Raw genomic sequence first — 21,553 nt, 5'->3', positions numbered from 1 at the left:
GAGCGGGTGGGTCCTGCTGTGCCTACGGGTCTCAGGAGGTGACGCCCACCGGCTCCCTGTCGCGTCGCGGCATCCCCTGCGCCAGGTCCTCCGCGATCAGCTTCTTCGTGATCGCGTCCGTCGCGGCCCTGAGCTCCGGGCCGCTCGGCCGGCCGGTCTCCCGCTCGACCCGGTCGCTGAGCCAGTCACCCCAGGCGTGGGTGATGACCTCGGCCTCCCTCCGCCCCGCCTGGGTGTGGGAGAGGAGCGACCCGTCCCGGGTCAGGAACCCCTCGTCGACCATGCGGTCGAAGACCGGCAGCAGGACCTCCGGCGGGACCCGCCGTCCGGCGGAGATCAGACCGAGACTGGCGTGGCCGACCGTACGGGTGAAGAGCTCCACCTGCATCACCGCCCATGCGCCCGCCGTGTCGAGCCGGGTGTCCGAGCCGGAGACGATCCGGCGCGCGGTCGCCAGATCCGTCTTCCGCAGGATCCTTCCGACGGCGAGTTCGAGCAGCTTCGCCGAGTCGCCCGTCATGGTCGGAGACCCGAAGCCCTCGCCCATGTCGGGCGCCGAGGCGCGGGCCGTGTCCCGGAGCGCGACCTGCTTGAGGAAGAGCGCCACGACGAAGCCGATCGCCGCGACCGGCACGGTCCAGAGGAAGACGGTGTGGAGGGTGTCCGCGTACGCCTGGACGATCGGCGCCGCCACGTCGTCCGGCAGCCCGTGCACCCCGTCCGGGCTCTGTGAGGCCGCCGCGATCGCGGCCGGGTCCATGGCAGGCCCGGCGACCGCCGCCGCCTCCTCGACCCCCTGGGCCAGGTTGGGCCTCAGGGAGTTGGCGTAGATCGTGCCGAAGACCGCCGTGCCGAAGGCGCTGCCGAGCGTACGGAAGAAGGTGACGCCCGAGGTGGCGGTGCCGAGGTCGGCGTAGTCCACCGTGTTCTGCACGGCGATGGTCAGCACCTGCATGCACAGACCGATGCCGGTGCCCAGCACGAACATGTAGAGGGACTCCAGCCAGGCACTGGTCCCGGTGTCCATCAGGGACAGGAGGAAGAGGCCGACGCCCATCACTGCACAGCCCACGATGGGGAAGATGCGGTACGTGCCGGTCTTGCTGACCACGTTGCCGCTGTAGATCGAGGCGATGAGCAGGCCGAGGACCATCGGCAGCGTCCGGATGCCGGAGACGGTGGCCGAGTCCCCGTCGACGTACTGCAGGTAGGACGGCAGGAAGGTCATCGAGCCGAGCATGGCGAAGCCGACCACGAAGCTCAGGACGGAGCAGACGGTGAACACCGGGTTGGCGAACAGCCGCATGGGCAGCATCGGTTCGGCTGCCCGGGTCTCCACCCAGCAGAACAGGGCGAGCGCGATCAGACCGCCGACGAAGAGCCCGATGATGACGGGGGAGCCCCAGGCGTACTCGTTCCCGCCCCAACTGGTGGCCAGGATCAGGGCGCTGGAGCCGGCCGCGACCAGCGCGATGCCCGTGTAGTCGATGACCGGTTTGCTCGCGGAGCGTACGGAGGGGATCGTGCGGGCGGCGGCGATCACGACCAGGATCGCGATCGGGACGTTGACGTAGAACGCCCAGCGCCAGGTCAGATGGTCGGTGAAGAGCCCGCCGAGCAGCGGCCCGATGACGGTGGACACGCCGAAGACGGCGCCGATCGCGCCCTGGTACTTCCCTCGGTCGCGCAGCGGGATCACATCGGCGATGAGAGCCATGGAGGTGACCATCAGTCCGCCGGCGCCGATGCCCTGCAGCCCCCGCCAGACGATCAGGAGGGTCATGTTGGTGGCGAGCCCGCAGAGGAACGAGCCGGTGATGAAGACGATCGCCGAGATCTGGAAGATCACCTTGCGGCCGAACAGGTCACCGAACTTGCCGACCAGGACGGTGGCGACCGTCTCGGCCAGGAGGTACGAGGTGACCACCCAGGACATGTGGGCGGCGCCGCCGAGGTCCGAGACGATGGTCGGCAGGGCGGTGCCGACGATCGTCTGGTCCAGCGCGGCCAGCAGGACGCCGAGCATGATCGTGCCGAAGACGATGTTGCGTCGACGGCTGTCGAGCACGGGCGGCCCGGCGGCCGGGGGCGCGGGGGCGGCTTCGCTGGTGGTCGTCACCCTCGCAGCCTCACACCGGGGGGCGCGGCCCGCATGCGGGGGACGCCCGAACCGGTGCGGCGCCGGGTCCGCGCCCCGAACGGAGCAAGGGCCCTTCGGACCAAGGCCCTCCAGGCCCAGGCCCTCCAGGCCCAGGGCCCTCCAGACCAAGGGGCCTAACGGGTGACCGGAAGCAGCGGGTGGTGCTTGGCCAGGATCTTGTTCGCCCGGGCGAGCGTGGACAGCGCGTGCTCCCGGTCGGCCCGGTCCTCCGCGCAGAGCGGGCCCCGGAAGCGCAGGACCTCGCGCGCCGCGCAGTCGGCGTCGATCTCCGCCTGCAGCACGTGCAGCGGGAGGCAGGACCCGATCATGGCGGCCACACGGTCGGGGATCGGGACGGGTACGAGGGGCGAGGGCGAGGTGATCACGGGCGAGTCCTTGTGGGTACGGATGTCGGGGGTGGGGTCTCCCTCTCCCTATACGTACAGGATGGTGTTCCGGGTTCGGAGACGGGGATGTCTCCGTGAGGCAACGGCGTGTCCTTCGTTCGGCGAGGTGTACGGACGGCCCGGACCCGGCCCCGGTCCCCGCCGCACCACGTCTCCCGGCGTTCCCGCAGGTGCGCGCCGCGGGGGGCGATCTTCCTTCTGAAACGATCCTCTGTATCGCTCGGTCGTCCACCGAACGCGGGCTCGGACGGTCGGGTGGGAGTGTGAAGCATCTCACTCCCGACATCGCGGCCCGGCGCATGTGCTTCTCGTGCGGAGCGATCGTGTGAGGACGGTTGAAATCTGGTTACGGTCCAGTAAGTTGACTTGTCGGTAAGTCCGGAGGTCCCGCACACTTCCCGCCCGCTCGCCGCGAACAGGAGCCACGTCATGGGCGTACGCAAGGACTTGAGGCAGGCCAGGAAGCGCCCCGATCTGCGCGACCGGTTCCCCGTCGAGCTCGTGCGCGAGGGCGGGGCCGTACGCGAGGCGCGCACGGCTCTCCCGGCCGGGCCGCCGCCCTCCGGTACCCCTGCGGACATCCCCTTCGCCCACGCGGCCGTGGACCCCGGCGCGGTTGTCATGCGCCGCCAGGAGCACGGGAACTGGCGGGCCGTCACCGCGGCCGAGTTCGCCGGGGACGTCCTGGCCGTGGCGAAGGGGCTGATCGCCGCCGGAGTCGAACCGGGCGGACGCGTCGGGCTGATGGCGCGTACGAGCTACGCCTGGGCGGTGCTCGACTTCGCCGTCTGGTCGGCCGGCGCGCAGACCGTCCCTGTCTACCCCACCTCCTCCGCGGAGCAGATCACCTGGATCCTTCAGGACTCCGGTGCCCGCCACGTCGTCACCGAGACCGCCGAGCACACCACCACCGTCCGCGCGGCGGCCGCCGCGCTGCCCGCACCGTCCGAGCCGGTCCGCACCTGGCAGACCGACTCCGGCGGCCTGGCCGAACTCGCCGCCCTCGGCGCGGAGATCGCGGACGAGGAGCCGGCCAAGCGCCGCGCGGCCCTGACGGCGGACACCGTCGCGACACTCTGCTACACCTCCGGCACGACCGGCCGCCCCAAGGGGTGCGCCCTCACCCACGGCAACCTCCACGCCGAGGCCCGCGCCACCGTCGAGCTGCTCCATCCGGTCTTCAAGGCGGTCACCGGCCAGGCGGCCTCCACCCTCCTCTTCCTGCCGCTCGCCCACATCCTCGGACGCGTCATCCAGCTCGCCTGCCTCATGGCGCGCATCGAGATCGGCCACTTCCCCAGCATCACGCCCGACGAACTCCGGCCCGAACTGCGCCGGTTCCGGCCGACCTTCGTCGTCGGCGTGCCCTACCTCTTCGAGAAGATCCACGACACCGGCCGCGCCACCGCAGAGAAGCTCGGCCGCGGCGCCTCCTTCGACCGGGCCGATGCCATCGCCGTCCGCTACGGCGAGACGGCCCTGCGCCACGTCCTCGGCGAGGGCCCCCGCCCCGGCCCGGGACTGTCCGCCGCCTGGGCGCTCTACGACCTGCTCGTCTACCGGCGCATCCGCAAGGAGCTGGGCGGGAACCTCCGCTACGCCATCAGCGGCGGCTCCCCGCTCGACGCGCGCCTCAGCCGGTTCTTCTACGCCGCCGGTGTCCTCGTCTACGAGGGCTACGGCCTCACCGAGACGAGCGCGGCCGCCACCGTCACCCCGCCGCTGCACCCGCGCCCCGGGACGGTCGGCCGCCCCGTGCCCGGCATCACCGTGCGGATCGCCGACGACGGGGAGGTGCTGATCAAGGGACCCATCGTCTTCACCGCGTACTGGAACAACCCCGAGGCCACCGAGGAGGTGCTGCGGGACGGCTGGCTGGCCACCGGCGACCTCGGCGCCCTCGACGACGACGGATACCTCGTCATCACCGGCCGCAAGAAGGACATCCTCGTCACCTCCGGCGGCAAGAACGTCTCCCCGGCCGTCCTGGAGGACAGGCTGCGCAGCCGCCCGCCGGTCGGCCAGTGCCTCGTCGTCGGTGACAACCGTCCGTACATCGCGGCGCTCGTCACGCTCGACCCGGAGGCGATGCGGCACTGGCTGGCCGTACGCAAGCGGCCGGCGGACACCCCCACGGCCGTGCTCCGCGAGGATCCCGAGCTGCTCGCCGACATCCAGAAGGCCGTCGACCATGCCAACCGCGCCGTCTCCCGGGCCGAGTCGATCCGCCGGTTCCGTGTCGTGGAGGGGGAGTTCAGCGAGGAGAACGGAATGCTCACCCCCTCGCTCAAGGTGAAGCGGCACGCGGTCACGGCCGCGTACGCCGCGGAGATCGAGGCGCTGTACCGCTGACGGCTACGCCAGTACCTCGGAGAGGTCGTACGAGACCGGCTCCTCCAGCTGCGCGTAGCCGCAGGACTCCGGCGCGCGGTCCGGCCGCCACCGCTTGAACTGGGCCGTGTGCCGGAACCGGTCGCCCTCCATGTGGTCGTACCCCACCTCGCAGACCCGCTCCGGGCGCAGGGCCACCCAGGAGAGGTCCTTCTTGCCCGACCAGCGGCTCGGCGCGCCCGGCAGCCGCGCCCCCGCGTGTGCCGCCTCCTCCGCCCAGGCCGCCCACGGGTGTCCGTCGGGCGGGTTCATCCGCAGCGGTTCCAGCTCGGTGATCAGCTCCTCGCGGCGCTTGGCGGTGAAGGCCGCGCAGACCCCGACGTGCTGGAGGGTGCCGCGGTCGTCGTACAGACCGAGCAGCAGCGAGCCGACCACCGGCCCGCTCTTGTGGAAGCGGTAGCCCGCCACGACCACATCGGCCGTGCGTTCGTGCTTGACCTTGTACATCAGCCGGGCGTCCGGCTGGTACGGCAGGTCCAGCGGCTTGGCAATCACCCCGTCGAGGCCCGCCCCCTCGTACTGCTCGAACCAGCGCGACGCCAGCTCCGGGTCCGTCGTCGCGGGCGCCAGATGCACCGGGGCGTCGACCCCGCGCAGCGCCTCCTCCAGGGCGGCCCGCCGGTCGGTGAGGGGCGTGTCGAGCAGCGAGTCGTCGCCGAGGGCGAGCAGGTCGAAGGCGATGAACCGGGCCGGGGTCTTCTCGGCGAGCATCCGCACACGGGAGTCGGCGGGGTGGATGCGCTCGGTGAGCCGGTCGAAGTCGAGCCGGCCGGCGTGCTCGATCACGATCTCGCCGTCGACCACGCACCGCTGCGGGAGCCGGGGGAGGAGCGCCTCGACGAGCTCGGGGAAGTAGCGGGTCAGCGGCTTCCCCGTGCGGCTGCCGATGACCAGTTCCGGGCCGTCGCGGTGGACGATGGCCCGGAAGCCGTCCCACTTGGCCTCGTACTGCATGCCCGGCGGAATCTTCTTCACGGCCTTGGCCAGCATCGGCTTCACGGGCGGCATCACCGGCAGATCCATGGATCGATTGTCCGGTATGCGGGGAATGTCGGCGAGCTCTACGCTGACTCGCATGGCGACCAAGGCGGCAGCGGTGGAGCTGGAAGTCGGAGAGCGGACGGTACGCGTCTCCAATCCGGACAAGGTGTACTTCCCCGAACACGGCTACACCAAGCTCGACATGGTCAGCTACTACCTGGCCGTCGGCGACGGCATCACCCGCGCGCTGCGGAACCGGCCCACGACCCTGGAGCGTTACCCCGACGGGGTGACCGGCGAGTCCTTCTTCCAGAAGCGGGCGCCCAAGTACCTCCCGGAGTGGATCCCCACCGCGCACATCACCTTCCCCAGCGGCCGGTCCGCCGACGAGATGTGCCCGACCGAGCCCGCGGCCGTGATCTGGGCCGCCAACCTCGGCGCCGTGACCTTCCACCCGTGGCCGGTACGGCGCGAGGACACCGACCACCCCGACGAACTGCGCATCGACCTCGACCCCCAGCCCGGCACCGACTACGCCGACGCCGTACGCGCCGCCCACGAGCTGCGCGCCGTCCTGGACGAGCACGGACTGCGCGGCTGGCCCAAGACCTCCGGCGGGCGCGGGCTGCACGTCTTCGTGCCGATCGAGCCGCAGTGGACGTTCACCCAGGTCCGCCGCGCCGCCATCGCCGTCGGCCGTGAGCTGGAGCGCCGGATGCCGGACCGGGTGACGATCAAGTGGTGGAAGGAGGAGCGCGGCGAGCGGATCTTCGTCGACTACAACCAGACCGCCCGCGACCGCACGATCGCCTCCGCCTACTCCGTGCGTCCCCGCCCGCACGCCCCGGTCTCCGCGCCGCTGAACTGGGACGAGATCGACGACGCGACACCGCGGGACTTCGACATCAGGACGATGCCGGCCCGGTACGCGGAGGTGGGCGACGTCCACGCCGGCATGGACGACCACCGCTTCAGCCTGGAGAGCCTGCTCGAACTGGCCCGCCGTGACGAGGCGGAGCACGGACTCGGCGATCTGCCGTACCCGCCGGAGTACCCGAAGATGCCGGGCGAACCGAAGCGGGTCCAGCCGAGCAGGGCGAAGAAGACCGATTGAGAAAGACCGCCGGGAAACCCGGCCCGGAGCGGCTCGGGAAGGCCGCCTGACGGCTCTCGGCGGGGGTCTCCGCAGGCGCGCACGGGTGATCACGAGTGGGCGGACCGGCCTCCGCGTCTGCTCCCCGCGGAAGGCCGTACACGGCCTTCCCCGGCACCTCTGAAACCGGCTCTGACCTGGGCTTTCGACGGGATTCCCACTACCGTTCGAGGCATCGGGAAAGGGGTGCCGGATGGACCGGAACATACGTGACGTCGACGATGTGCTGAAGCTTCTCGACGGGCTCTTCGCGCCGGAGGCCGACCGCTGGACCGCCGACGCGGCCGGCTGGTGGAACGGCTTCTACGGCGACCGCACGAAGGCGGTGCCGTTCTTCGTCGCCAAGCCGGACGAGAGCCTCGTCGCGTACGTCGACCGGGGGTGGGTCGCGCCCGGCAGGGCCCTCGATCTGGGCTGCGGCCCGGGGCGCAACTCCCTGTACCTCGCCTCCCAGGGCTTCGAGGTGGATGCCGTGGACCTCTCCGACGAGGCGATCGCCTGGGCCCGGGAGCGCACCCAGGAGGCCGGCGCGCAGATCCGGTTCCACCACGGAGACGCCTTCGAACTCGCCGGGAGCGCGCTCGCCGGCCCGTACGACCTCATCTACGACTCGGGCTGCTTCCACCATCTGCCTCCGCACCGCCGCGTCAGCTATCTCGCCCTCGTCGAGCGGCTGCTCGCGCCCGGCGGGCAGCTCGCCCTGACGTGCTTCGCGTCCGGGGCGATGGGCTCGGAGCTCGCGGACGCCGACTTCTACCGTGAGCCGGGACTGCACGGCGGTCTCGCCTACACACCGGAGTCCCTGCGCTGGATCTTCTCCGATCTGACGGAGGTCGAACTGCGCCGCATGCGGGACGAGCCGGCCGACTCCCCGTACTTCGGCGAGGACTTCCTCTGGACGGCCCTGTTCCGCCGGGAAGACACGTCGGCTCAGCTCCTCTGACCGCGCGCGGGCCCCATGTCCGGGGGAGACTCGGAGACGTCACCCCTCTCCCCGGGAGCTCCGAAGGAGCAGCGCCATGCTCACCACGCGCTACGTCACCGGATCGCCGAACTGGATCGACCTCGGCACTCCGGACATCGATCGGGCGGCCGCCTTCTACCAGGGCGTCTTCGGCTGGGACTTCGTCTCCGCGGGGCCCGAGGCGGGCGGGTACGGGATGTTCCGCTCCGACGGCAGGACGGTCGCCGCCGGAATGCAGGTCGAGCCCGGACAGGGCGGCCCGCCCGCCTGGACCGTCTACTTCCGCACGGCGGACGCGGAGGCGACCGCCAAGGCGGTCCAGGCGGGCGGCGGCACGGTGCTGTTCGAGCCCATGGACGTCTTCGAGTTCGGCCGAATGGCCGTCTTCACCGACCCCGCGGGCGCGGGCTTCGCCACCTGGCAGCCCGGTACGTTCCAGGGCCTCGACCTGGTCGACGGGCCGAACTCCCTGACCTGGGCCGAGCTCCACACCCCGGACGTGGACGCGGCCGTCGCGTTCTACCACTCCGTCTTCGGCCTGGAGAGCGCCGAGATGCCGATGCCGGAGGACACCGGGGCGTACCTCACGCTGTACCCGGCGGGCCTGGGGGAGGAGGGGATGTTCGGGGGCGTCGTCCCCCTGGACCTCGACCCCGTCGAGGCGGAAGGCGGTCCGGGCTGGCTGGTCTACTTCGAGGTCCCGGACACCGACGCGGCGGTGGCGGCGGCCGAGCGCCTCGGCGGAACGGTGCGGCTCGCCCCGGTGGAGCTGGAGAGCGTCGGCCGCATGGCGAAGCTCGCCGACCCGTTCGGCGCGCGCTTCGCGGTGATCACGAGCGCACCGCTCGAAGAGGCGGCGTGAAGCTCCGAAGCGGCGTGAAGCGCCGAGGCTGCGCGCCGCGGAGAGCGATCGAGGCGGTCGCGAGCGGCGGGTGGGGCCGCCCGGCGCGCCGCATTGATCGAACGTTGATGGACCGTTTACGGCCGAACGGCAGCGTATCGGCCATGCAGACCGACACCATCGTGATGACCGCCCCGGCCGCCCCCGACATGTCCTGGCAGGAGAACGCGCTGTGCGCCCAGGCCGGGCCCGAGTTCTTCTTCCCCGCCCCCGGCTCCTCGACCCGCGAGGCGAAGCAGCTGTGCGGGGCGTGCGAGGGCCGGGTGGCGTGCCTCCAGTACGCGCTGGAGCACGACGAACGGTTCGGGGTGTGGGGCGGCCTCTCGGAGAAGGAGCGGGGGCGGCTCAAGCGCACGGAAGGCGCCGGCCGCCACCTGCTTCCCTGATACGGAATACGGGATACGGGACTCGGGTCAGCCTGCGGCGCGGGCCGCCATGCGCGCCTTGCGCGCCGCCAGCTTCTCGTCGAACTTCGAGGCCTCGCTGTCCAGGCCGTTCATGTAGAGGCCCAGCTCCTCCTGGGCCTTCAGGCCCTCCGGGCCGAGACCCTCGATCTGGAGCACCTTGAGGAAGCGCAGCACCGGCTGCAGCACGTCGTCGTGGTGGATGCGCATGTTGTAGATCTCGCCGATCGCCATCTGCGCAGCCGCCCGCTCGAACCCGGGCATGCCGTGTCCCGGCATCCGGAAGTTCACGACGACGTCCCGCACGGCCTGCATCGTCAGGTCGGGGGCGAGCTCGAAGGCCGCGCCCAGGAGGTTGCGGTAGAAGACCATGTGCAGGTTCTCGTCGGTGGCGATGCGCGCCAGCATCCGGTCGCAGACCGGGTCGCCCGACTGGTGGCCGGTGTTCCGGTGCGAGATGCGGGTCGCGAGCTCCTGGAAGGCGACGTACGCGACGGAGTGCAGCATCGAGTGCCGGTTGTCCGACTCGAAGCCCTCGCTCATGTGCGCCATCCGGAACTGCTCCAGCTTGTCCGGGTCCACGGCGCGCGAGGCCAGCAGATAGTCGCGCATCACGATGCCGTGGCGGCCCTCCTCGGCGGTCCAGCGGTGCACCCAGGTACCCCAGGCGCCGTCGCGCCCGAAGAGGGTGGCGATCTCGTGGTGGTAGCTGGGCAGGTTGTCCTCGGTGAGCAGGTTCACCACGAGGGCGATCTTGCCGACCTCGGTGACCTTGGACTGGGACGGTTCCCAGGCCTCGCCGTCCTCGAAGAAGCCCGGGAAGTTCCGGCCGTCGGACCACGGGACGTACTCGTGCGGCATCCAGTCCTTGGTGACCTTGAGGTGCCGGTTGAGCTCCTTCTCCACCACCTCTTCCAACGCGTAGAGCAGCCGCGCGTCGGTCCACCCTGTCGAGCTGCCGAGGTGGGGAGAGGTGAGCGTCACGGGAACTCCTGGGGACGGAGAGAGGGCATACGGGATTACCTACGGATTCGTAGGTTACGAGACCGTAGGTTAAGGCCCCGTAAGGCCTCGGCCAAGCCCGTCCGGGCGATGTCCGGTTACGTTCCGTTATGTGCGCTGCTGATGGCGGTGTACGGAGAGGCAGGTCACGGCCCCGGGCACACCGGGGGTGGCGTGATCATGGCTACTGAGCGCAGGCGGCCCGGTCTCCGCGGCGCGCACCGCGCAGACCGGCGCCGCCGAGCGCCGCGACCGCCCTCGCGGGCGTCACCGGACCGCCGCGAGCGCCCTCCGGGCGTCACCGGACCGCCGCGAGCGCCCTCCGGGCGTCACCGGACCGCCGCGAGCGCCCTCCGGGCGTCACCGGACCGCCGAACCCACCTCCTCCGGGCTCGTCGCCCGCAGCTCGCCGTCGAGCAGCAGCCAGCGGGTGATCCCCAGCGACTCCAGGAACGGCACGTCGTGGCTCGCCACGATCAACGCCCCTTCGTACGCCTCCAGCGCGGCCGTCAGCTTCCGCACCGACGCCATGTCCAGGTTGTTGGTCGGCTCGTCCAGCATCAGCAGCTGTGGTGCCGGCTCGGCGAGGAGCAGCGCCGCCAGCGTCGCGCGGAACCGTTCCCCTCCCGACAGCGTCCCGGTCGGCCGGTCGGCCCGCGCGCCCTTGAACAGGAACCGCGCGAGCCGCGCCCTGACGGTGTTCGCCGTCGCCTCGGGCGCGAACCGGGCCACGTTCTCCACCACGCTCAGCTCGTCGTCGAGGACGTCGAGCCGCTGCGGCAGGAACCGGAGCGGCACATGGGTCTCGACCGTGCCGGCGACCGGCTCCAGTTCTCCGGCGATCGTCCGCAGCAGGGTCGACTTGCCGGCGCCGTTCCGCCCGACGAGCGCGACCCGCTCCGGTCCGCGCAGCTCGAACTCGCCGGCGACCCGGGCGCCGTACCGCAGCTCCAGCCCGCTCAGCCGCAGCACCTCGCGGCCGGGATGGACCAGGGTGCGCGGCAGCTCGATCCTGATCTCGTCGTCGTCCCGTACCGCCTCCTCCGCCAGGTCGAGCCGCTCCCGCGCCTCGGCCAGCCGCTCGGTGTGCAGGGCGCGGTGCTTGCCCGCCGACACCTGGGCGGCGGCCCTGCGGTTGTTGGCGACGATCTTCGGTACGACCTTGTTCTCGAAGCTCTTCTGGCCGTACCGCTTGCGTCGGGCCAACTTCATCTGGGCGTCCGAGAGTTCGCGCTTCTGGCGCTGGACGTCGGCCTCGGCGACCCGCACCATCCGTTCCGCCGCCTCCTGTTCGGCCGCGAGCGCCTCCTCGTAGGCGGAGTAGGTGCCGCCGTACCAGGTCACCTCGCCCTCACGCAGATCGGCGATCTGGTCGACGCGCTCCAGGAGTTGACGGTCGTGACTCACCACCACCAGCACGCCCGACCACGCGTCCACCGCCTCGTAGAGCCGGGCGCGGGCGTGCAGGTCGAGATTGTTGGTCGGCTCGTCGAGCAGCAGGATGTCCGGCCGGGCGAGCAGTAGCGCCGCGAGCCGCAGCAGGACCGACTCGCCGCCGGACACCTCGCCGATGGTCCGGTCGAGGCCGATGTGCCCGAGACCGAGCTGATCGAGCGTGGCGCGGGCCCGTTCCTCCACGTCCCAGTCGTCGCCGACCGCCGCGAAGTGCTCCTCCGCGACATCGCCCGCCTCGATGGCGTGCAGCGCGGCACGGGTCGCCGCGATGCCGAGTGCCTCGTCGACCCGCAACCCGGTGTCGAGGACGAGGTTCTGCGGGAGATAGCCGACCTCTCCGACCCTACGGATCGTGCCTTCGGCGGGTGTCAGTTCACCCGCGAAGAGCTTGAGGAGCGTCGACTTGCCGGAGCCGTTCAGGCCGATCAGGCCGGTGCGGCCGGGGCCGACCGCGAGCCGGAAGTCGTCCAGGACCTCGGTGCCGTCCGGCCAGGAGAACGAGACGGAGGAGCAGGTGATGAAAGTGGGATGGGTCGCCATGGGGGCCTCCCTGTTGCATGAGCGCGGGCTGGGGCAACGGGTGAGACACCGGGGCGCGGGCAGGCGGGAATGCTCGTACGCCGAGGGCGAAGACGGCACACGCGGCGCTGCGTGAAGCAGCTCAGGGGCACGCGCGGCACGGTGTCTCGCATCCTCAGACGAGCAACGGCCTTCTCCGATCGGGCGACAACAGGGCCAGGTCAGGACGGTACGCCTGAGGCCGGGTGGCGGCAATCGGTTTAACGGCGGTCCGGGTACGCGGGTGGTGCGGACGGGGCCGCCGGGGGGTCAGTCGTCCAGGAGCTGCGCCAGATCCTGGTCCCAGTCCAGGTACTGGTGCTCGCGGCCGGCCGGCACCAGATGCTGCGACCGCTTCAGGAAGTGCCGCAGCTCGGACGTGCGGACATGCACCACGGCCACGCCCTCGGGCGCGTGGAACTCGACGACGGTGCGGTCGTAGCCGTACGGACGCACCCGGACGTCCCCGAGCCCGGCCGGCCCGTCGACACCCTCGGCGAGCAGCTCGCGCGCGAAGGCCCACGACACCTCGACGCCCTCCAGCGTCGCGGGCGGCGGGAACGCCATGCTCACCGCGAAGGGATCCTCGCGGTCGTACCGCAGCGTGGCGGGAACGGTTTCCATCCGGGGAGCGGATGCGACCAGACGGGCCTGAACGGCCTGCTCGATGACGGTGGACAAGGCCAGCTCCTGTCGCGCGGCTTCGGTTCCTGATGTCTCCCTGACACAAGGAGAGACGAACGACGGGGCCGGAACGTGCACTGGAGGGTCACGTGACCTGTGTCACCGCCGCGTCACCTCCGCGCGCGGCACGAGGCGCTCTGGACGGGCTCCACGGGGTGGGCTAGCTTCCGGCGCCATGACGTCCAAGGGGAAGACGAGACGAATGATGTCGGCGGGGCTGAGCGGGGCGGCCCTCGCACTGGCCCTGACGGCCCCCGCGCACGGCGCGCCGCAGCCCGCACCGGATGCGGAGGCTGCGTTCACGGCGCGGGGTGCCGGCTGGCAGCTGACGGAGACCGGCACCGACGCCCGCTTCCGGGGGCTCGCGGCCGTCGACCGCAGGACCGCCTGGGCCGCGGGCTCGAAGGGGACGGTGCTGCGCACCACGGACGGCGGCCGGAGCTGGCGGAACGTCTCGCCACCCGGCGCGGCGGAGCTGGAACTCCGCGACGTGGAGGCCTTCGACGCCCGGCGCGCCGTGGTCCTCGCGATCGGCGAGGGCGAGGCGTCACGGGTCCTGCGCACCGATGACGGCGGCGCGACCTGGACGGAGTCCTTCCGCAACACCGACCCGCGGGCCTTCTACGACTGCATCACGTTCTTCGACCACCGGCACGGACTCGCCATGAGCGACCCCGTCGACGGGAAGTACCGCATCCTCTCCACGCGGGACGGCGGCCGGTCCTGGGCGGTGCTCCCGGACGCCGGGATGCCGGCCGCGCTGCCTGGCGAGGCGGGGTTCGCGGCGAGCGGGCAGTGCCTGGTCTCCTCCGGGCCGAAGGACGTGTGGCTCGCGACCGGCGGCGGCGCCACCGCACGCGTGCTGCACTCCCGCGACCGGGGCTTGAACTGGACGGTCACCGAAACGACCGTCCCGGCGGGCGACCCGGCGCGGGGCGTCTTCGGGCTCGCCTTCCGCGACCGTACGCACGGGCTCGCGGTCGGCGGCGACGACCGCAAGGACCAGCCGTCGCCGCAGGCGGCCGCGGTCACCGGGGACGGCGGACGCCGGTGGCGCGCGGCCTCTGCCCCGCCGCCCGCGTACCGCTCGGGCGTGGCCTGGCTCCCGCACTCCTCCTCGGCCGCCCTCGCGGTCGGCCCGACCGGAACGGACCTGACGACCGACGGCGGCCGCACCTGGCGGACCGTCGACACCGGCTCGTACGACACCGTCGACTGCACGCGGGACGGCGCGTGCTGGGCCTCCGGAGAGAAGGGCCGCATCGCCCACCTCGGCAGGCGCTAGCGGGGAGGGCTAGGAAGGAAGCTGTTCGCGGTAGGGGGCGAGTGCGTCGGCCGTCTTGGTCGCGTAGAACTCGGTGATCCGGTAGGCGCAGACGCCCTCGACCGTGAACGGGTCGGCCGCCACGATCTTCTCGATCGTCGCGCGGTCGACCCCGGAGGCGAGGACGATGCCGCCGTCGCGCGGGTTCTTGCGCCCGGAGGCGATGAACACGCCGGCGGCGTACTGCGCGTCGAGCCACTCGACGTGCGCGTCGAGCAGCGCGTCCGCCCGCTCGACAGGGGCGGTATAGGTCAATTCCAGTACGAACATGCCCGCAGGCTACCCGGCGGCCCGCGAAGGGCGGGAGCACGCTCGCCTGTCGGACGGAGGGGTGCCGGGCGCCCGGTGACGGGGTCGTAGGGTGACCGTCATCATGACGATCATCGACCTTCCCGACGGCTGGCCCACCGACGAGACGGCGGCCCGCGCCGTGCAGGGAGAGCTGCGCTCCGAGCTCGTGCTCGACGAGCCGGGACCGGCGCCCGGCACGGGGCACGTGACCGGGCTCGACGTCGCGTACGACGACGAGCGCGACCTCGTCGCGGCCGCGGCCGTGGTGCTCGACGCCCGGACGCTCGACGTGGTGGAGGAGGCGACGGCGGTCGGCCGGGTGTCGTTCCCCTACGTCCCCGGACTGCTCGCCTTCCGTGAGATCCCGGCCGTGCTCGCCGCGCTCGCCTCGCTGACCGCCGACCCCGGGCTGCTCGTCTGCGACGGATACGGACTCGCCCATCCGCGCCGCTTCGGTCTCGCCAGCCACCTCGGTGTGCTGACCGGGCGACCGGCGATCGGTGTCGCGAAGAACCCCTTCACCTTCGCCTTCGACCAACCCGGCCCCGACCGCGGCGACTTCAGCCCGCTCATGGCAGGCGAGGAGGAGGTCGGCCGCGCCCTGCGCACCCAGGCCGGGGTCAAGCCCGTCTTCGTCTCCGTCGGCCACCGGGTCTCCCTGGCCAACGCCTGCGCCCACACGCTCCTGCTCGCCCCGCGCTACCGCATCCCCGAGACCACCCGGCACGCCGACTCCCTCTGCCGCCGCGCCCTGCGGGACGCCCTGGGAGCTGAGTAGGCGACTGAGTAGGCCTACGGATGGCGGGGCACGATCATGGACGGCAGGCTGGGGTCCATGACGACCCCCGTACCCCTCCCGCCGAAATCCACCGACCGCGGCCTGGTCGCGATGCTCGCCACCGCCGGCATCGCCGCCCTGGCGTGGCTCTGCGCCATGGTGTACGTCGTCGCCGCGTGGGTGGCGGCGTGATCGGCACGCTCCAGTGCGTCGTCCTGGACTGCACCGACGTCATGGAACTGGCCCGTTTCTACCGGCAGTTGCTCGGCGGTGAGATCAACCGGCCCGACGCCCAGTGGGCCGTCGGCGACGCCTGGGCCACGCTCCACGACGCCGCCGGGGCCCCGGTGCTCGCCTTCCAGGGGGTGGCGGACCACCGGCCGCCCGTCTGGGGCGCGGCGGAGCAGCAGTTCCACCTGGACATCCGGGTGGCCGATCTCGCGGCAGCCCATGACGCGGTCGTCGAGCTCGGGGCGTGGCTGCTCGACGACGGGGGCGGCGACCGGGCCTGGCGGATCTACGCCGACCCGGCCGGCCACCCCTTCTGTCTCGTACGCCACTGAGGCGGGCGTCGCCCGGAGGCTCCTGAGCCCGGGGCCGGCAGCCCCGGCGCCCGGTTTCAGCTTCGGTGCGCCACCCGGAAGCGGATGCCGGCCTCGCGGAGCCGGCCGAGCAGGGCGTCGCCCATCGCCACGGCCGTGGTGAGCTGCCCCGAGGTCTTCGGCAGGTCGTCCAGGGCGAGGCAGAGCGCCGCCTCGGCGAGGATCTTCGCCGTTTCGCCGTACCCCGGGTCGCCGCCCGAGACCTCCGTGAAGACGCGCCGCCCGCCGCCCTCGCCGACGAAGCGCACCGAGAACCAGCTGCGGGCCCGCCGCTCGGCGCTCGGACCCTGCCCCGGCTCGTAACGGTCCATCAGCCAGCTCCGTACGGGCGCCAGTTGGGCCGCTGCCAAGCCGGCGCCGACGACGGCGGTGCCGCCGAGCGCCATCGGCAGGGTCTTGACCGAGGCGTAGTGCCGGTAGCGGAAGTCGGGCCCGTACGCCTCAAGAGCCCGTGCCGAACGCTCCACCACCTGGGCGTCGATGGTCGGCAGCGGAAGCGCCCACGTGCCGGTCTCCCGGCTGAAGCGCGGTCCGCCGAGCGGCGCACGTGCCCGGCGGCCCACCAGCCGGGGTTCGTGCAGGCGGCGTTCGTGCGCGGCGCGCAGGATCTCCCGGCCGCGTCCCATCGCCGTCAGGGCCGAAGCGAACGTGCCGCCCGAGAAGACGGCGCCGGCGCGGACGAATCCGTCGATCCGCAGGGGCACGTCCTGCGGCAGCTGCTGGACGGTGTAGTACACGCCCAGGTCGTGCGGTACGGAGTCGAAGCCGCACGCGTGCACGATCCGCGCCCCCGTCTCCCTGGCGCGCGCGTCGTACTTCACGTACATCTCGTCGACGAACTCGCTCTCGCCGGTGAGGTCCACATAGTCCGTGCCGGCTTCCGCGCACGCCGCCACCAGGCCCTCGCCGTACCAGACGTACGGGCCCACGGTGGTGGCCACCACCCGCGTGGACGCGGCCAGTTCACGCACCGCGTCCGCGTCCGCCGAGTCCGCCACCAGCAGCGGCAGCTCCGCGCACCGGGGCCATCGTGCCGCCAGCCGCTCCCGCAGCGCGGTCAGCTTGGCGCGGCTGCGCCCGGCGAGCGCCCACCGGCACCCGGCCGGCGCGTGCTCCGCCAGATACTCCGCGGTCAGCTCGCCCACGAACCCCGTGGCCCCGAAGAGGACGACGTCGTACGTCCGCTCCCTCGCGTCCCGTCCCGTGCCGTTCCCGGTCTCCATCCAGCCCCTCGCCTTCACCTACGGCTTCCCCTGAGACGGCGGAGCCTAGCGGTAGCTCCCGCGTGGTCCGTCAGCGGTAGTCGTCGGGGTGGCCCTGCATCCAGGTGTTGACCCGGTCCCGCGTGCCGAGGAGCAGGGTCTCGTGCTTCTTCAGGTTGGCGAACGAGCGGTCGCCGCCCAGCGTGGTCCGCAGCTTCTCGATCCAGGCGATCGGTTCGGGGAAGTGACCGGGGCCCTTCGGATCCGCCTTCATGGCGGCGTCGAGCCGGTCGAGCTCGTCGTGGACGCGGCCGAGGAAGTAGGCGCAGTCGGTGGCGCAGCTCCCGCCGAGCGTGGCCTGGAGTCCCGCGAAGGCGTCCCTGACCTGCACGGGCGCGGGGGTCGGGATTCCTTCCTCCGGAGCGGGAGCATCCTCCGCCCGTGAGCCGTCGTCCGCGAGCGGGGCCGCGGCGGCCGTGGTGGGGGCCGGGCTGCCGGGCCGCTCCTCCGCCGAGGAGCAGGAGACCAGGAGCACGGCCGCGAGCGGCGCTGCGAGCAGGGCGGTCAGCCCTCGTCCGGATACAGGCATGTCCGGACCCTACCGGCGCAAGATCGGGATCTCTCCTCCAGGGGCGGAATTTCCAAGCGCTTGCTCGGCCGGGGGGCTTGTGCGGAGTGGAACGTGTTCCTAGCATCACCGGTGTTACATCATTGGTGTCACACAGCTGGGGGCTTGATGGCGGCGTCGACGGAACCGACCCGGACCGCCCGGAACGGGCCGCTCGCCGGGGTGCGCGTGGTGGAGCTGGCCGGAATCGGCCCGGGGCCGTTCGCGGCCATGCTCCTCGGCGACCTCGGCGCCGACGTCGTACGGATCGACCGGCCCGGCGGCTCGGGGCTCGGCATCGACCCCTCGTACGACCTCACCAACCGCAACAAGCGCTCCGTCCTCGTGGACCTCAAGGCCGACGGCGGCCCCGCGACCGTCCTCGACCTGGTCGAACGGGCCGACATCCTGATCGAGGGCTACCGGCCCGGCGTCGCCGAGCGCCTCGGTGTGGGCCCGGACGCCTGCCTCGCCCGCAACCCGAAGCTCGTCTACGGCCGGATGACCGGCTGGGGACAGGACGGGCCGCTCGCCACCACCGCGGGACACGACATCGCGTACCTCGCGATCACCGGCACCCTCGGGATGATCGGCCCCGACCCCGAGGGCCCGCCCACCGTCCCCGCCAACCTCGTCGGCGACTACGCGGGCGGCTCGCTCTACCTCGTCGTCGGCGTCCTCGCCGCGCTCCAGCACGCCCGCGCGCACGGCGAGGGGCAGGTCGTCGACGCGGCCATCGTCGACGGCGCCGCCCACCTCGCGACCATGATCCACGGCATGCTGGCGTCCGGCGGCTGGCAGGACCGGCGCGGCGTCAACCTGCTGGACGGCGGCTGTCCCTTCTACGGCATCTACGAGACCTTCGACGGGGGGTACATGGCGGTCGGAGCCCTGGAGCAGCAGTTCTACGACGAGTTCGTACGCCTCCTCGGCATCGAGGACCTGGCCCCCGCCCGCAGGGACTTCGGACGCTGGACCGAACTGCGCACCGCCGTCGCGGACCGCTTCCGCACCCGTACGAGAGACGAGTGGACGGCTGTCTTCGACGGGACCGACGCCTGCGTGGCGCCGGTCCTCTCGCTCCGTGAGGCCCCCGCCCACCCGCACCTCGCCGCCCGGGCCACCTTCGTCGAGCACGCCGGCCAGACCCAGCCCGCACCCGCGCCCCGCTTCTCCGCCACCCCCGGCACCGTGCGCACCGGCCCCGCCCTGCCCGGCGCCGACACCGACGAGGTCGCCCGCGACTGGGCCGTCCCCTCCCTCACCTCCAAGGAGCCGCAGGCATGAAGCGCCAGCTCTACACCGCCGACCACGAGGCGTTCCGCGAGACCGTCCGCACCTTCCTCGCCAAGGAGGTGCTGCCGCACTACGAGCAGTGGGAGAAGGACGGCATCGTCGCGCGCGAGGCCTGGCGCGCCGCGGGGCGGCAGGGGCTGCTCGGTCTCGCCGTCGACGAGGAGTACGGCGGCGGCGGCAACCCCGACTTCCGCTACAGCGCGGTCCTCGCCGAGGAGTTCACCCGGGCCGGCGCGCCGGGCATAGCCCTCGGCCTGCACAACGACATCATCGGCCCGTATCTCACCTCGCTCGCCACCGAGGAGCAGAAGCGCCGCTGGCTTCCCGGCTTCTGCACCGGAGAGCTGATCACCGCCATCGCGATGACCGAACCCGGCGCCGGCTCCGACCTCCAGGGGATCAGGACCAGCGCCGAGGACCGCGGCGACCACTGGGTGCTCAACGGCTCCAAGACCTTCATCTCCAACGGCATCCTCGCCGACCTGGTCATCGTCGTCGCGAGGACGACCCCCGAGGGCGGCGCGCACGGACTGTCGCTGCTGGTCGTCGAACGGGGCATGGAGGGGTTCGAGCGCGGGCGGAACCTCGACAAGATCGGCCAGAAGTCCCAGGACACCGCCGAGCTGTTCTTCCACGACGTCCGGGTCCCCAAGGAGAACCTCCTCGGCGAGCTCAACGGCGCCTTCGTCCACCTCATGACCAATCTCGCCCAGGAGCGGATGGCCATAGCCGTGGCGGGCATCGCCGCCGCCGAACACCTCCTGGAGATCACCACGCGCTACGTGAAGGAGCGCGAGGCCTTCGGGCGCCCGCTGGCCAAGCTCCAGCACATCCGCTTCGAGATCGCGGAGATGGCGACCGAGTGCGCCGTCACCCGGACGTTCCTCGACCGGTGCATCGTCGATCACTCGGACGGGGAACTCGACGCCGTCCACGCCTCCATGGCCAAGTGGTGGGCCACCGAGCTGCAGAAGCGGGTCGCGGACCGCTGTCTGCAACTGCACGGGGGGTACGGCTACATGGCCGAATTCCCGGTCGCCCGTGCGTTCACCGACGGCCGCATCCAGACCATCTACGGCGGGACGACCGAGATCATGAAGGAGATCATCGGACGTTCCCTGCTGGGCTGACCCCTCTCTCCTCACCCTCATCGCTGAATCGTTGAAAGGCTTCTCGTGAGCACCGAAGCGTACGTGTACGACGCGATCCGCACCCCGCGCGGCCGCGGCAAGGCCAACGGCGCCCTGCACGGCACCAAGCCCATCGACCTGGTCGTCGGACTCATCCACGAGATCCGGGCCCGGTTCCCCGGACTCGACCCGGCCGCGATCGACGACATCGTGCTCGGCGTCGTCGGCCCGGTCGGCGACCAGGGCTCCGACATCGCCCGGATCGCCGCCATCGCCGCGGGTCTGCCCGACACCGTCGCCGGCGTGCAGGAGAACCGCTTCTGTGCCTCCGGCCTCGAAGCCGTCAACATGGCCGCGATGAAGGTCCGCTCGGGCTGGGAGGACCTCGTCCTCGCCGGTGGCGTCGAGTCCATGTCCCGCGTCCCGATGGCCTCCGACGGCGGTGCCTGGTTCGCCGACCCGATGACCAACTACGAGACCGGCTTCGTGCCCCAGGGCATCGGCGCCGACCTCATCGCCACCATCGAGGGCTTCTCCCGCCGCGACGTCGACGAGTACGCCGCGCTCTCCCAGGAGCGTGCCGCGGCCGCCTGGAAGGACGGCCGCTTCGACCGTTCCGTCGTCCCCGTCAGGGACCGCCACAGCGGCCTGCTCGTCCTCGACCACGACGAGTTCATGCGCCCCGGCACCACCGCGGACTCGCTCGCCGCCCTCAAGCCGTCCTTCGCCGCCATCGGGGACATGGGTGGCTTCGACGCCGTCGCGCTGCAGAAGTACCACTGGGTGGAGAAGATCGACCACGTCCACCACGCGGGCAACTCCTCCGGCATCGTCGACGGCGCCTCGCTCGTCGCCATCGGCTCCAAGGAGGTCGGTGAGCGGTACGGGCTGACCCCGCGCGCCCGCATCGTCGCCGCCGCCGTCTCCGGCTCCGAGCCGACGATCATGCTCACCGGCCCCGCGCCCGCCACCCGCAAGGCGCTCGCCAAGGCGGGCCTCACGATGGACGACATCGACCTCGTCGAGATCAACGAGGCCTTCGCGGGCGTGGTGCTCCGCTTCGTCAAGGACATGGGCATCAGCCTGGACAAGGTCAACGTCAACGGTGGCGCGATCGCGCTCGGCCACCCGCTCGGCGCGACCGGCGCGATGATCCTCGGCACCCTCATCGACGAGCTGGAGCGCCAGGACAAGCGCTACGGCCTGGCCACGCTGTGCGTCGGCGGCGGCATGGGCATCGCCACCGTCGTCGAGCGCGTCTGACCGTCCGTCCCTTTCCATCT

At 71.9% G+C, this 21,553-nt stretch carries 21 protein-coding genes; 12 read left to right on the top strand and 9 right to left on the bottom strand.

Features of this window, described 5'->3' with window-relative positions; translation table 11 throughout:
* Positions 1-31: 31 nt before the first annotated feature.
* Entirely contained in the window at positions 32-2,119 is a 2,088-nt protein-coding gene (locus tag ACFVGW_RS01835) for an MDR family MFS transporter (protein ID WP_385850317.1), read from the bottom strand.
* A 155-nt stretch (positions 2,120-2,274) separates the two neighbouring features.
* Positions 2,275-2,526 (bottom strand): hypothetical protein, encoded by a 252-nt coding sequence (locus tag ACFVGW_RS01830; protein ID WP_383289863.1) that lies wholly within the window; start codon positions 2,524-2,526, stop codon positions 2,275-2,277.
* A 450-nt stretch (positions 2,527-2,976) separates the two neighbouring features.
* Here ACFVGW_RS01830 and ACFVGW_RS01825 point away from each other — a divergent pair, with 450 nt between their 5' ends.
* Positions 2,977-4,899, top strand: a complete 1,923-nt coding sequence (locus tag ACFVGW_RS01825) for an AMP-dependent synthetase/ligase (protein ID WP_385850316.1) — start codon at positions 2,977-2,979, stop codon at positions 4,897-4,899.
* Positions 4,900-4,902: 3 nt separating this feature from the next.
* Here the strand turns inward: ACFVGW_RS01825 and ACFVGW_RS01820 are convergent, their stop codons facing one another.
* Positions 4,903-5,961 (bottom strand): ATP-dependent DNA ligase, encoded by a 1,059-nt coding sequence (locus ACFVGW_RS01820; protein ID WP_385850315.1) that lies wholly within the window; start codon positions 5,959-5,961, stop codon positions 4,903-4,905.
* 52 nt (positions 5,962-6,013) lie between these two features.
* On the opposite strand from ACFVGW_RS01820, the gene ligD reads away from it, so the two are divergent.
* The 4 genes from ligD (at position 6,014) to ACFVGW_RS01800 (ending at position 9,323) form a co-directional block, all read left to right on the top strand.
* Positions 6,014-7,033, top strand: a complete 1,020-nt coding sequence (gene ligD / locus ACFVGW_RS01815; protein ID WP_385850314.1) for a non-homologous end-joining DNA ligase — start codon at positions 6,014-6,016, stop codon at positions 7,031-7,033.
* Between the two features lie 232 nt (positions 7,034-7,265).
* Positions 7,266-8,015, top strand: a complete 750-nt coding sequence (locus ACFVGW_RS01810) for a class I SAM-dependent methyltransferase (protein WP_385850313.1) — start codon at positions 7,266-7,268, stop codon at positions 8,013-8,015.
* 76 nt (positions 8,016-8,091) lie between these two features.
* A complete protein-coding gene (locus tag ACFVGW_RS01805; protein WP_385850312.1) occupies positions 8,092-8,898 on the top strand; it encodes a VOC family protein in 807 nt (268 codons plus the stop codon).
* A 143-nt stretch (positions 8,899-9,041) separates the two neighbouring features.
* The gene (locus ACFVGW_RS01800; protein WP_383219999.1) at positions 9,042-9,323 is read left to right on the top strand and encodes a WhiB family transcriptional regulator; all 282 of its coding nucleotides are present in this window, start codon (positions 9,042-9,044) and stop codon (positions 9,321-9,323) included.
* A 27-nt stretch (positions 9,324-9,350) separates the two neighbouring features.
* Here the strand turns inward: ACFVGW_RS01800 and ACFVGW_RS01795 are convergent, their stop codons facing one another.
* From ACFVGW_RS01795 to ACFVGW_RS01785, 3 genes are all read right to left on the bottom strand, one after another.
* A complete protein-coding gene (locus tag ACFVGW_RS01795) occupies positions 9,351-10,325 on the bottom strand; it encodes an acyl-ACP desaturase (protein ID WP_383220000.1) in 975 nt (324 codons plus the stop codon).
* Between the two features lie 378 nt (positions 10,326-10,703).
* Complete coding sequence (locus ACFVGW_RS01790; RefSeq protein WP_385850311.1) at positions 10,704-12,338, bottom strand: ABC-F family ATP-binding cassette domain-containing protein; 1,635 nt, start codon at positions 12,336-12,338, stop codon at positions 10,704-10,706.
* A gap of 288 nt (positions 12,339-12,626) precedes the next feature.
* Entirely contained in the window at positions 12,627-13,037 is a 411-nt protein-coding gene (locus ACFVGW_RS01785) for an SsgA family sporulation/cell division regulator (RefSeq protein WP_361666873.1), read from the bottom strand.
* 178 nt (positions 13,038-13,215) lie between these two features.
* Here ACFVGW_RS01785 and ACFVGW_RS01780 point away from each other — a divergent pair, with 178 nt between their 5' ends.
* Positions 13,216-14,325 carry an oxidoreductase gene (locus ACFVGW_RS01780; RefSeq protein ID WP_385850310.1) on the top strand — a complete coding sequence of 370 codons (1,110 nt, stop codon included), beginning with the start codon at positions 13,216-13,218 and terminating at the stop codon, positions 14,323-14,325.
* A 9-nt stretch (positions 14,326-14,334) separates the two neighbouring features.
* On the opposite strand, the gene ACFVGW_RS01775 is transcribed toward ACFVGW_RS01780, so the two are convergent.
* Positions 14,335-14,634: a YciI family protein gene (locus ACFVGW_RS01775; protein WP_352188189.1), complete on the bottom strand. Its 300-nt coding sequence runs from the start codon at positions 14,632-14,634 to the stop codon at positions 14,335-14,337.
* A 103-nt stretch (positions 14,635-14,737) separates the two neighbouring features.
* Here ACFVGW_RS01775 and ACFVGW_RS01770 point away from each other — a divergent pair, with 103 nt between their 5' ends.
* Genes ACFVGW_RS01770 through ACFVGW_RS01760 form a run of 3 tightly spaced genes read left to right on the top strand, consistent with a single transcriptional unit; the run spans position 14,738 to position 15,996 of the window.
* Positions 14,738-15,433 (top strand): endonuclease V, encoded by a 696-nt coding sequence (locus ACFVGW_RS01770; RefSeq protein WP_385850309.1) that lies wholly within the window; start codon positions 14,738-14,740, stop codon positions 15,431-15,433.
* Positions 15,434-15,490: 57 nt separating this feature from the next.
* Complete coding sequence (gene mmpA / locus ACFVGW_RS01765; protein WP_352188190.1) at positions 15,491-15,625, top strand: morphogenic membrane protein MmpA; 135 nt, start codon at positions 15,491-15,493, stop codon at positions 15,623-15,625.
* Positions 15,622-15,996, top strand: coding sequence for a VOC family protein (locus ACFVGW_RS01760; protein ID WP_385850308.1), 375 nt, complete (start codon positions 15,622-15,624; stop codon positions 15,994-15,996). Before mmpA ends, ACFVGW_RS01760 begins: the two co-directional genes overlap by 4 nt.
* Positions 15,997-16,052: 56 nt before the next feature.
* Here the strand turns inward: ACFVGW_RS01760 and ACFVGW_RS01755 are convergent, their stop codons facing one another.
* Together ACFVGW_RS01755 and ACFVGW_RS01750 are read right to left on the bottom strand one after the other, a co-directional pair.
* Positions 16,053-17,258 carry a saccharopine dehydrogenase family protein gene (locus ACFVGW_RS01755; protein ID WP_385850307.1) on the bottom strand — a complete coding sequence of 402 codons (1,206 nt, stop codon included), beginning with the start codon at positions 17,256-17,258 and terminating at the stop codon, positions 16,053-16,055.
* A 70-nt stretch (positions 17,259-17,328) separates the two neighbouring features.
* Complete coding sequence (locus tag ACFVGW_RS01750) at positions 17,329-17,826, bottom strand: hypothetical protein (protein WP_385850306.1); 498 nt, start codon at positions 17,824-17,826, stop codon at positions 17,329-17,331.
* 147 nt (positions 17,827-17,973) lie between these two features.
* On the opposite strand from ACFVGW_RS01750, the gene ACFVGW_RS01745 reads away from it, so the two are divergent.
* Genes ACFVGW_RS01745 through ACFVGW_RS01735 form a run of 3 tightly spaced genes read left to right on the top strand, consistent with a single transcriptional unit; the run spans position 17,974 to position 21,533 of the window.
* Positions 17,974-19,131, top strand: a complete 1,158-nt coding sequence (locus ACFVGW_RS01745) for a CaiB/BaiF CoA transferase family protein (RefSeq protein ID WP_385850305.1) — start codon at positions 17,974-17,976, stop codon at positions 19,129-19,131.
* Complete coding sequence (locus ACFVGW_RS01740) at positions 19,128-20,270, top strand: acyl-CoA dehydrogenase family protein (protein WP_385850304.1); 1,143 nt, start codon at positions 19,128-19,130, stop codon at positions 20,268-20,270. Before ACFVGW_RS01745 ends, ACFVGW_RS01740 begins: the two co-directional genes overlap by 4 nt.
* A 45-nt stretch (positions 20,271-20,315) precedes the next feature.
* Positions 20,316-21,533 (top strand): acetyl-CoA C-acetyltransferase, encoded by a 1,218-nt coding sequence (locus ACFVGW_RS01735; protein ID WP_352186220.1) that lies wholly within the window; start codon positions 20,316-20,318, stop codon positions 21,531-21,533.
* Positions 21,534-21,553: the final 20 nt, after the last annotated feature.

This window comes from Streptomyces sp. NPDC127129 (assembly GCF_042671585.1).
Lineage (GTDB): Bacteria > Actinomycetota > Actinomycetes > Streptomycetales > Streptomycetaceae > Streptomyces.
This window is presented reverse-complemented; position numbering and strand designations above follow the sequence as displayed.

Bases quoted from the DNA above. Each gene is read 5' to 3' on its own strand.
- ACFVGW_RS01825 (WP_385850316.1), top strand. From the start codon at position 2,977: ATGGGCGTACGCAAGGACTTGAGGCAGGCCAGGAAGCGCCCCGATCTG.
- ACFVGW_RS01820 (WP_385850315.1), bottom strand. From the start codon at position 5,961: ATGGATCTGCCGGTGATGCCGCCCGTGAAGCCGATGCTGGCCAAGGCC.
- ligD (WP_385850314.1), top strand. From the start codon at position 6,014: ATGGCGACCAAGGCGGCAGCGGTGGAGCTGGAAGTCGGAGAGCGGACG.
- ACFVGW_RS01810 (WP_385850313.1), top strand. From the start codon at position 7,266: ATGGACCGGAACATACGTGACGTCGACGATGTGCTGAAGCTTCTCGAC.
- ACFVGW_RS01805 (WP_385850312.1), top strand. From the start codon at position 8,092: ATGCTCACCACGCGCTACGTCACCGGATCGCCGAACTGGATCGACCTC.
- ACFVGW_RS01800 (WP_383219999.1), top strand. From the start codon at position 9,042: ATGCAGACCGACACCATCGTGATGACCGCCCCGGCCGCCCCCGACATG.
- ACFVGW_RS01790 (WP_385850311.1), bottom strand. From the start codon at position 12,338: ATGGCGACCCATCCCACTTTCATCACCTGCTCCTCCGTCTCGTTCTCC.
- ACFVGW_RS01780 (WP_385850310.1), top strand. From the start codon at position 13,216: ATGACGTCCAAGGGGAAGACGAGACGAATGATGTCGGCGGGGCTGAGC.
- ACFVGW_RS01775 (WP_352188189.1), bottom strand. From the start codon at position 14,634: ATGTTCGTACTGGAATTGACCTATACCGCCCCTGTCGAGCGGGCGGAC.
- ACFVGW_RS01770 (WP_385850309.1), top strand. From the start codon at position 14,738: ATGACGATCATCGACCTTCCCGACGGCTGGCCCACCGACGAGACGGCG.
- mmpA (WP_352188190.1), top strand. From the start codon at position 15,491: ATGACGACCCCCGTACCCCTCCCGCCGAAATCCACCGACCGCGGCCTG.
- ACFVGW_RS01755 (WP_385850307.1), bottom strand. From the start codon at position 17,258: ATGGAGACCGGGAACGGCACGGGACGGGACGCGAGGGAGCGGACGTAC.
- ACFVGW_RS01750 (WP_385850306.1), bottom strand. From the start codon at position 17,826: ATGCCTGTATCCGGACGAGGGCTGACCGCCCTGCTCGCAGCGCCGCTC.
- ACFVGW_RS01745 (WP_385850305.1), top strand. From the start codon at position 17,974: ATGGCGGCGTCGACGGAACCGACCCGGACCGCCCGGAACGGGCCGCTC.
- ACFVGW_RS01740 (WP_385850304.1), top strand. From the start codon at position 19,128: ATGAAGCGCCAGCTCTACACCGCCGACCACGAGGCGTTCCGCGAGACC.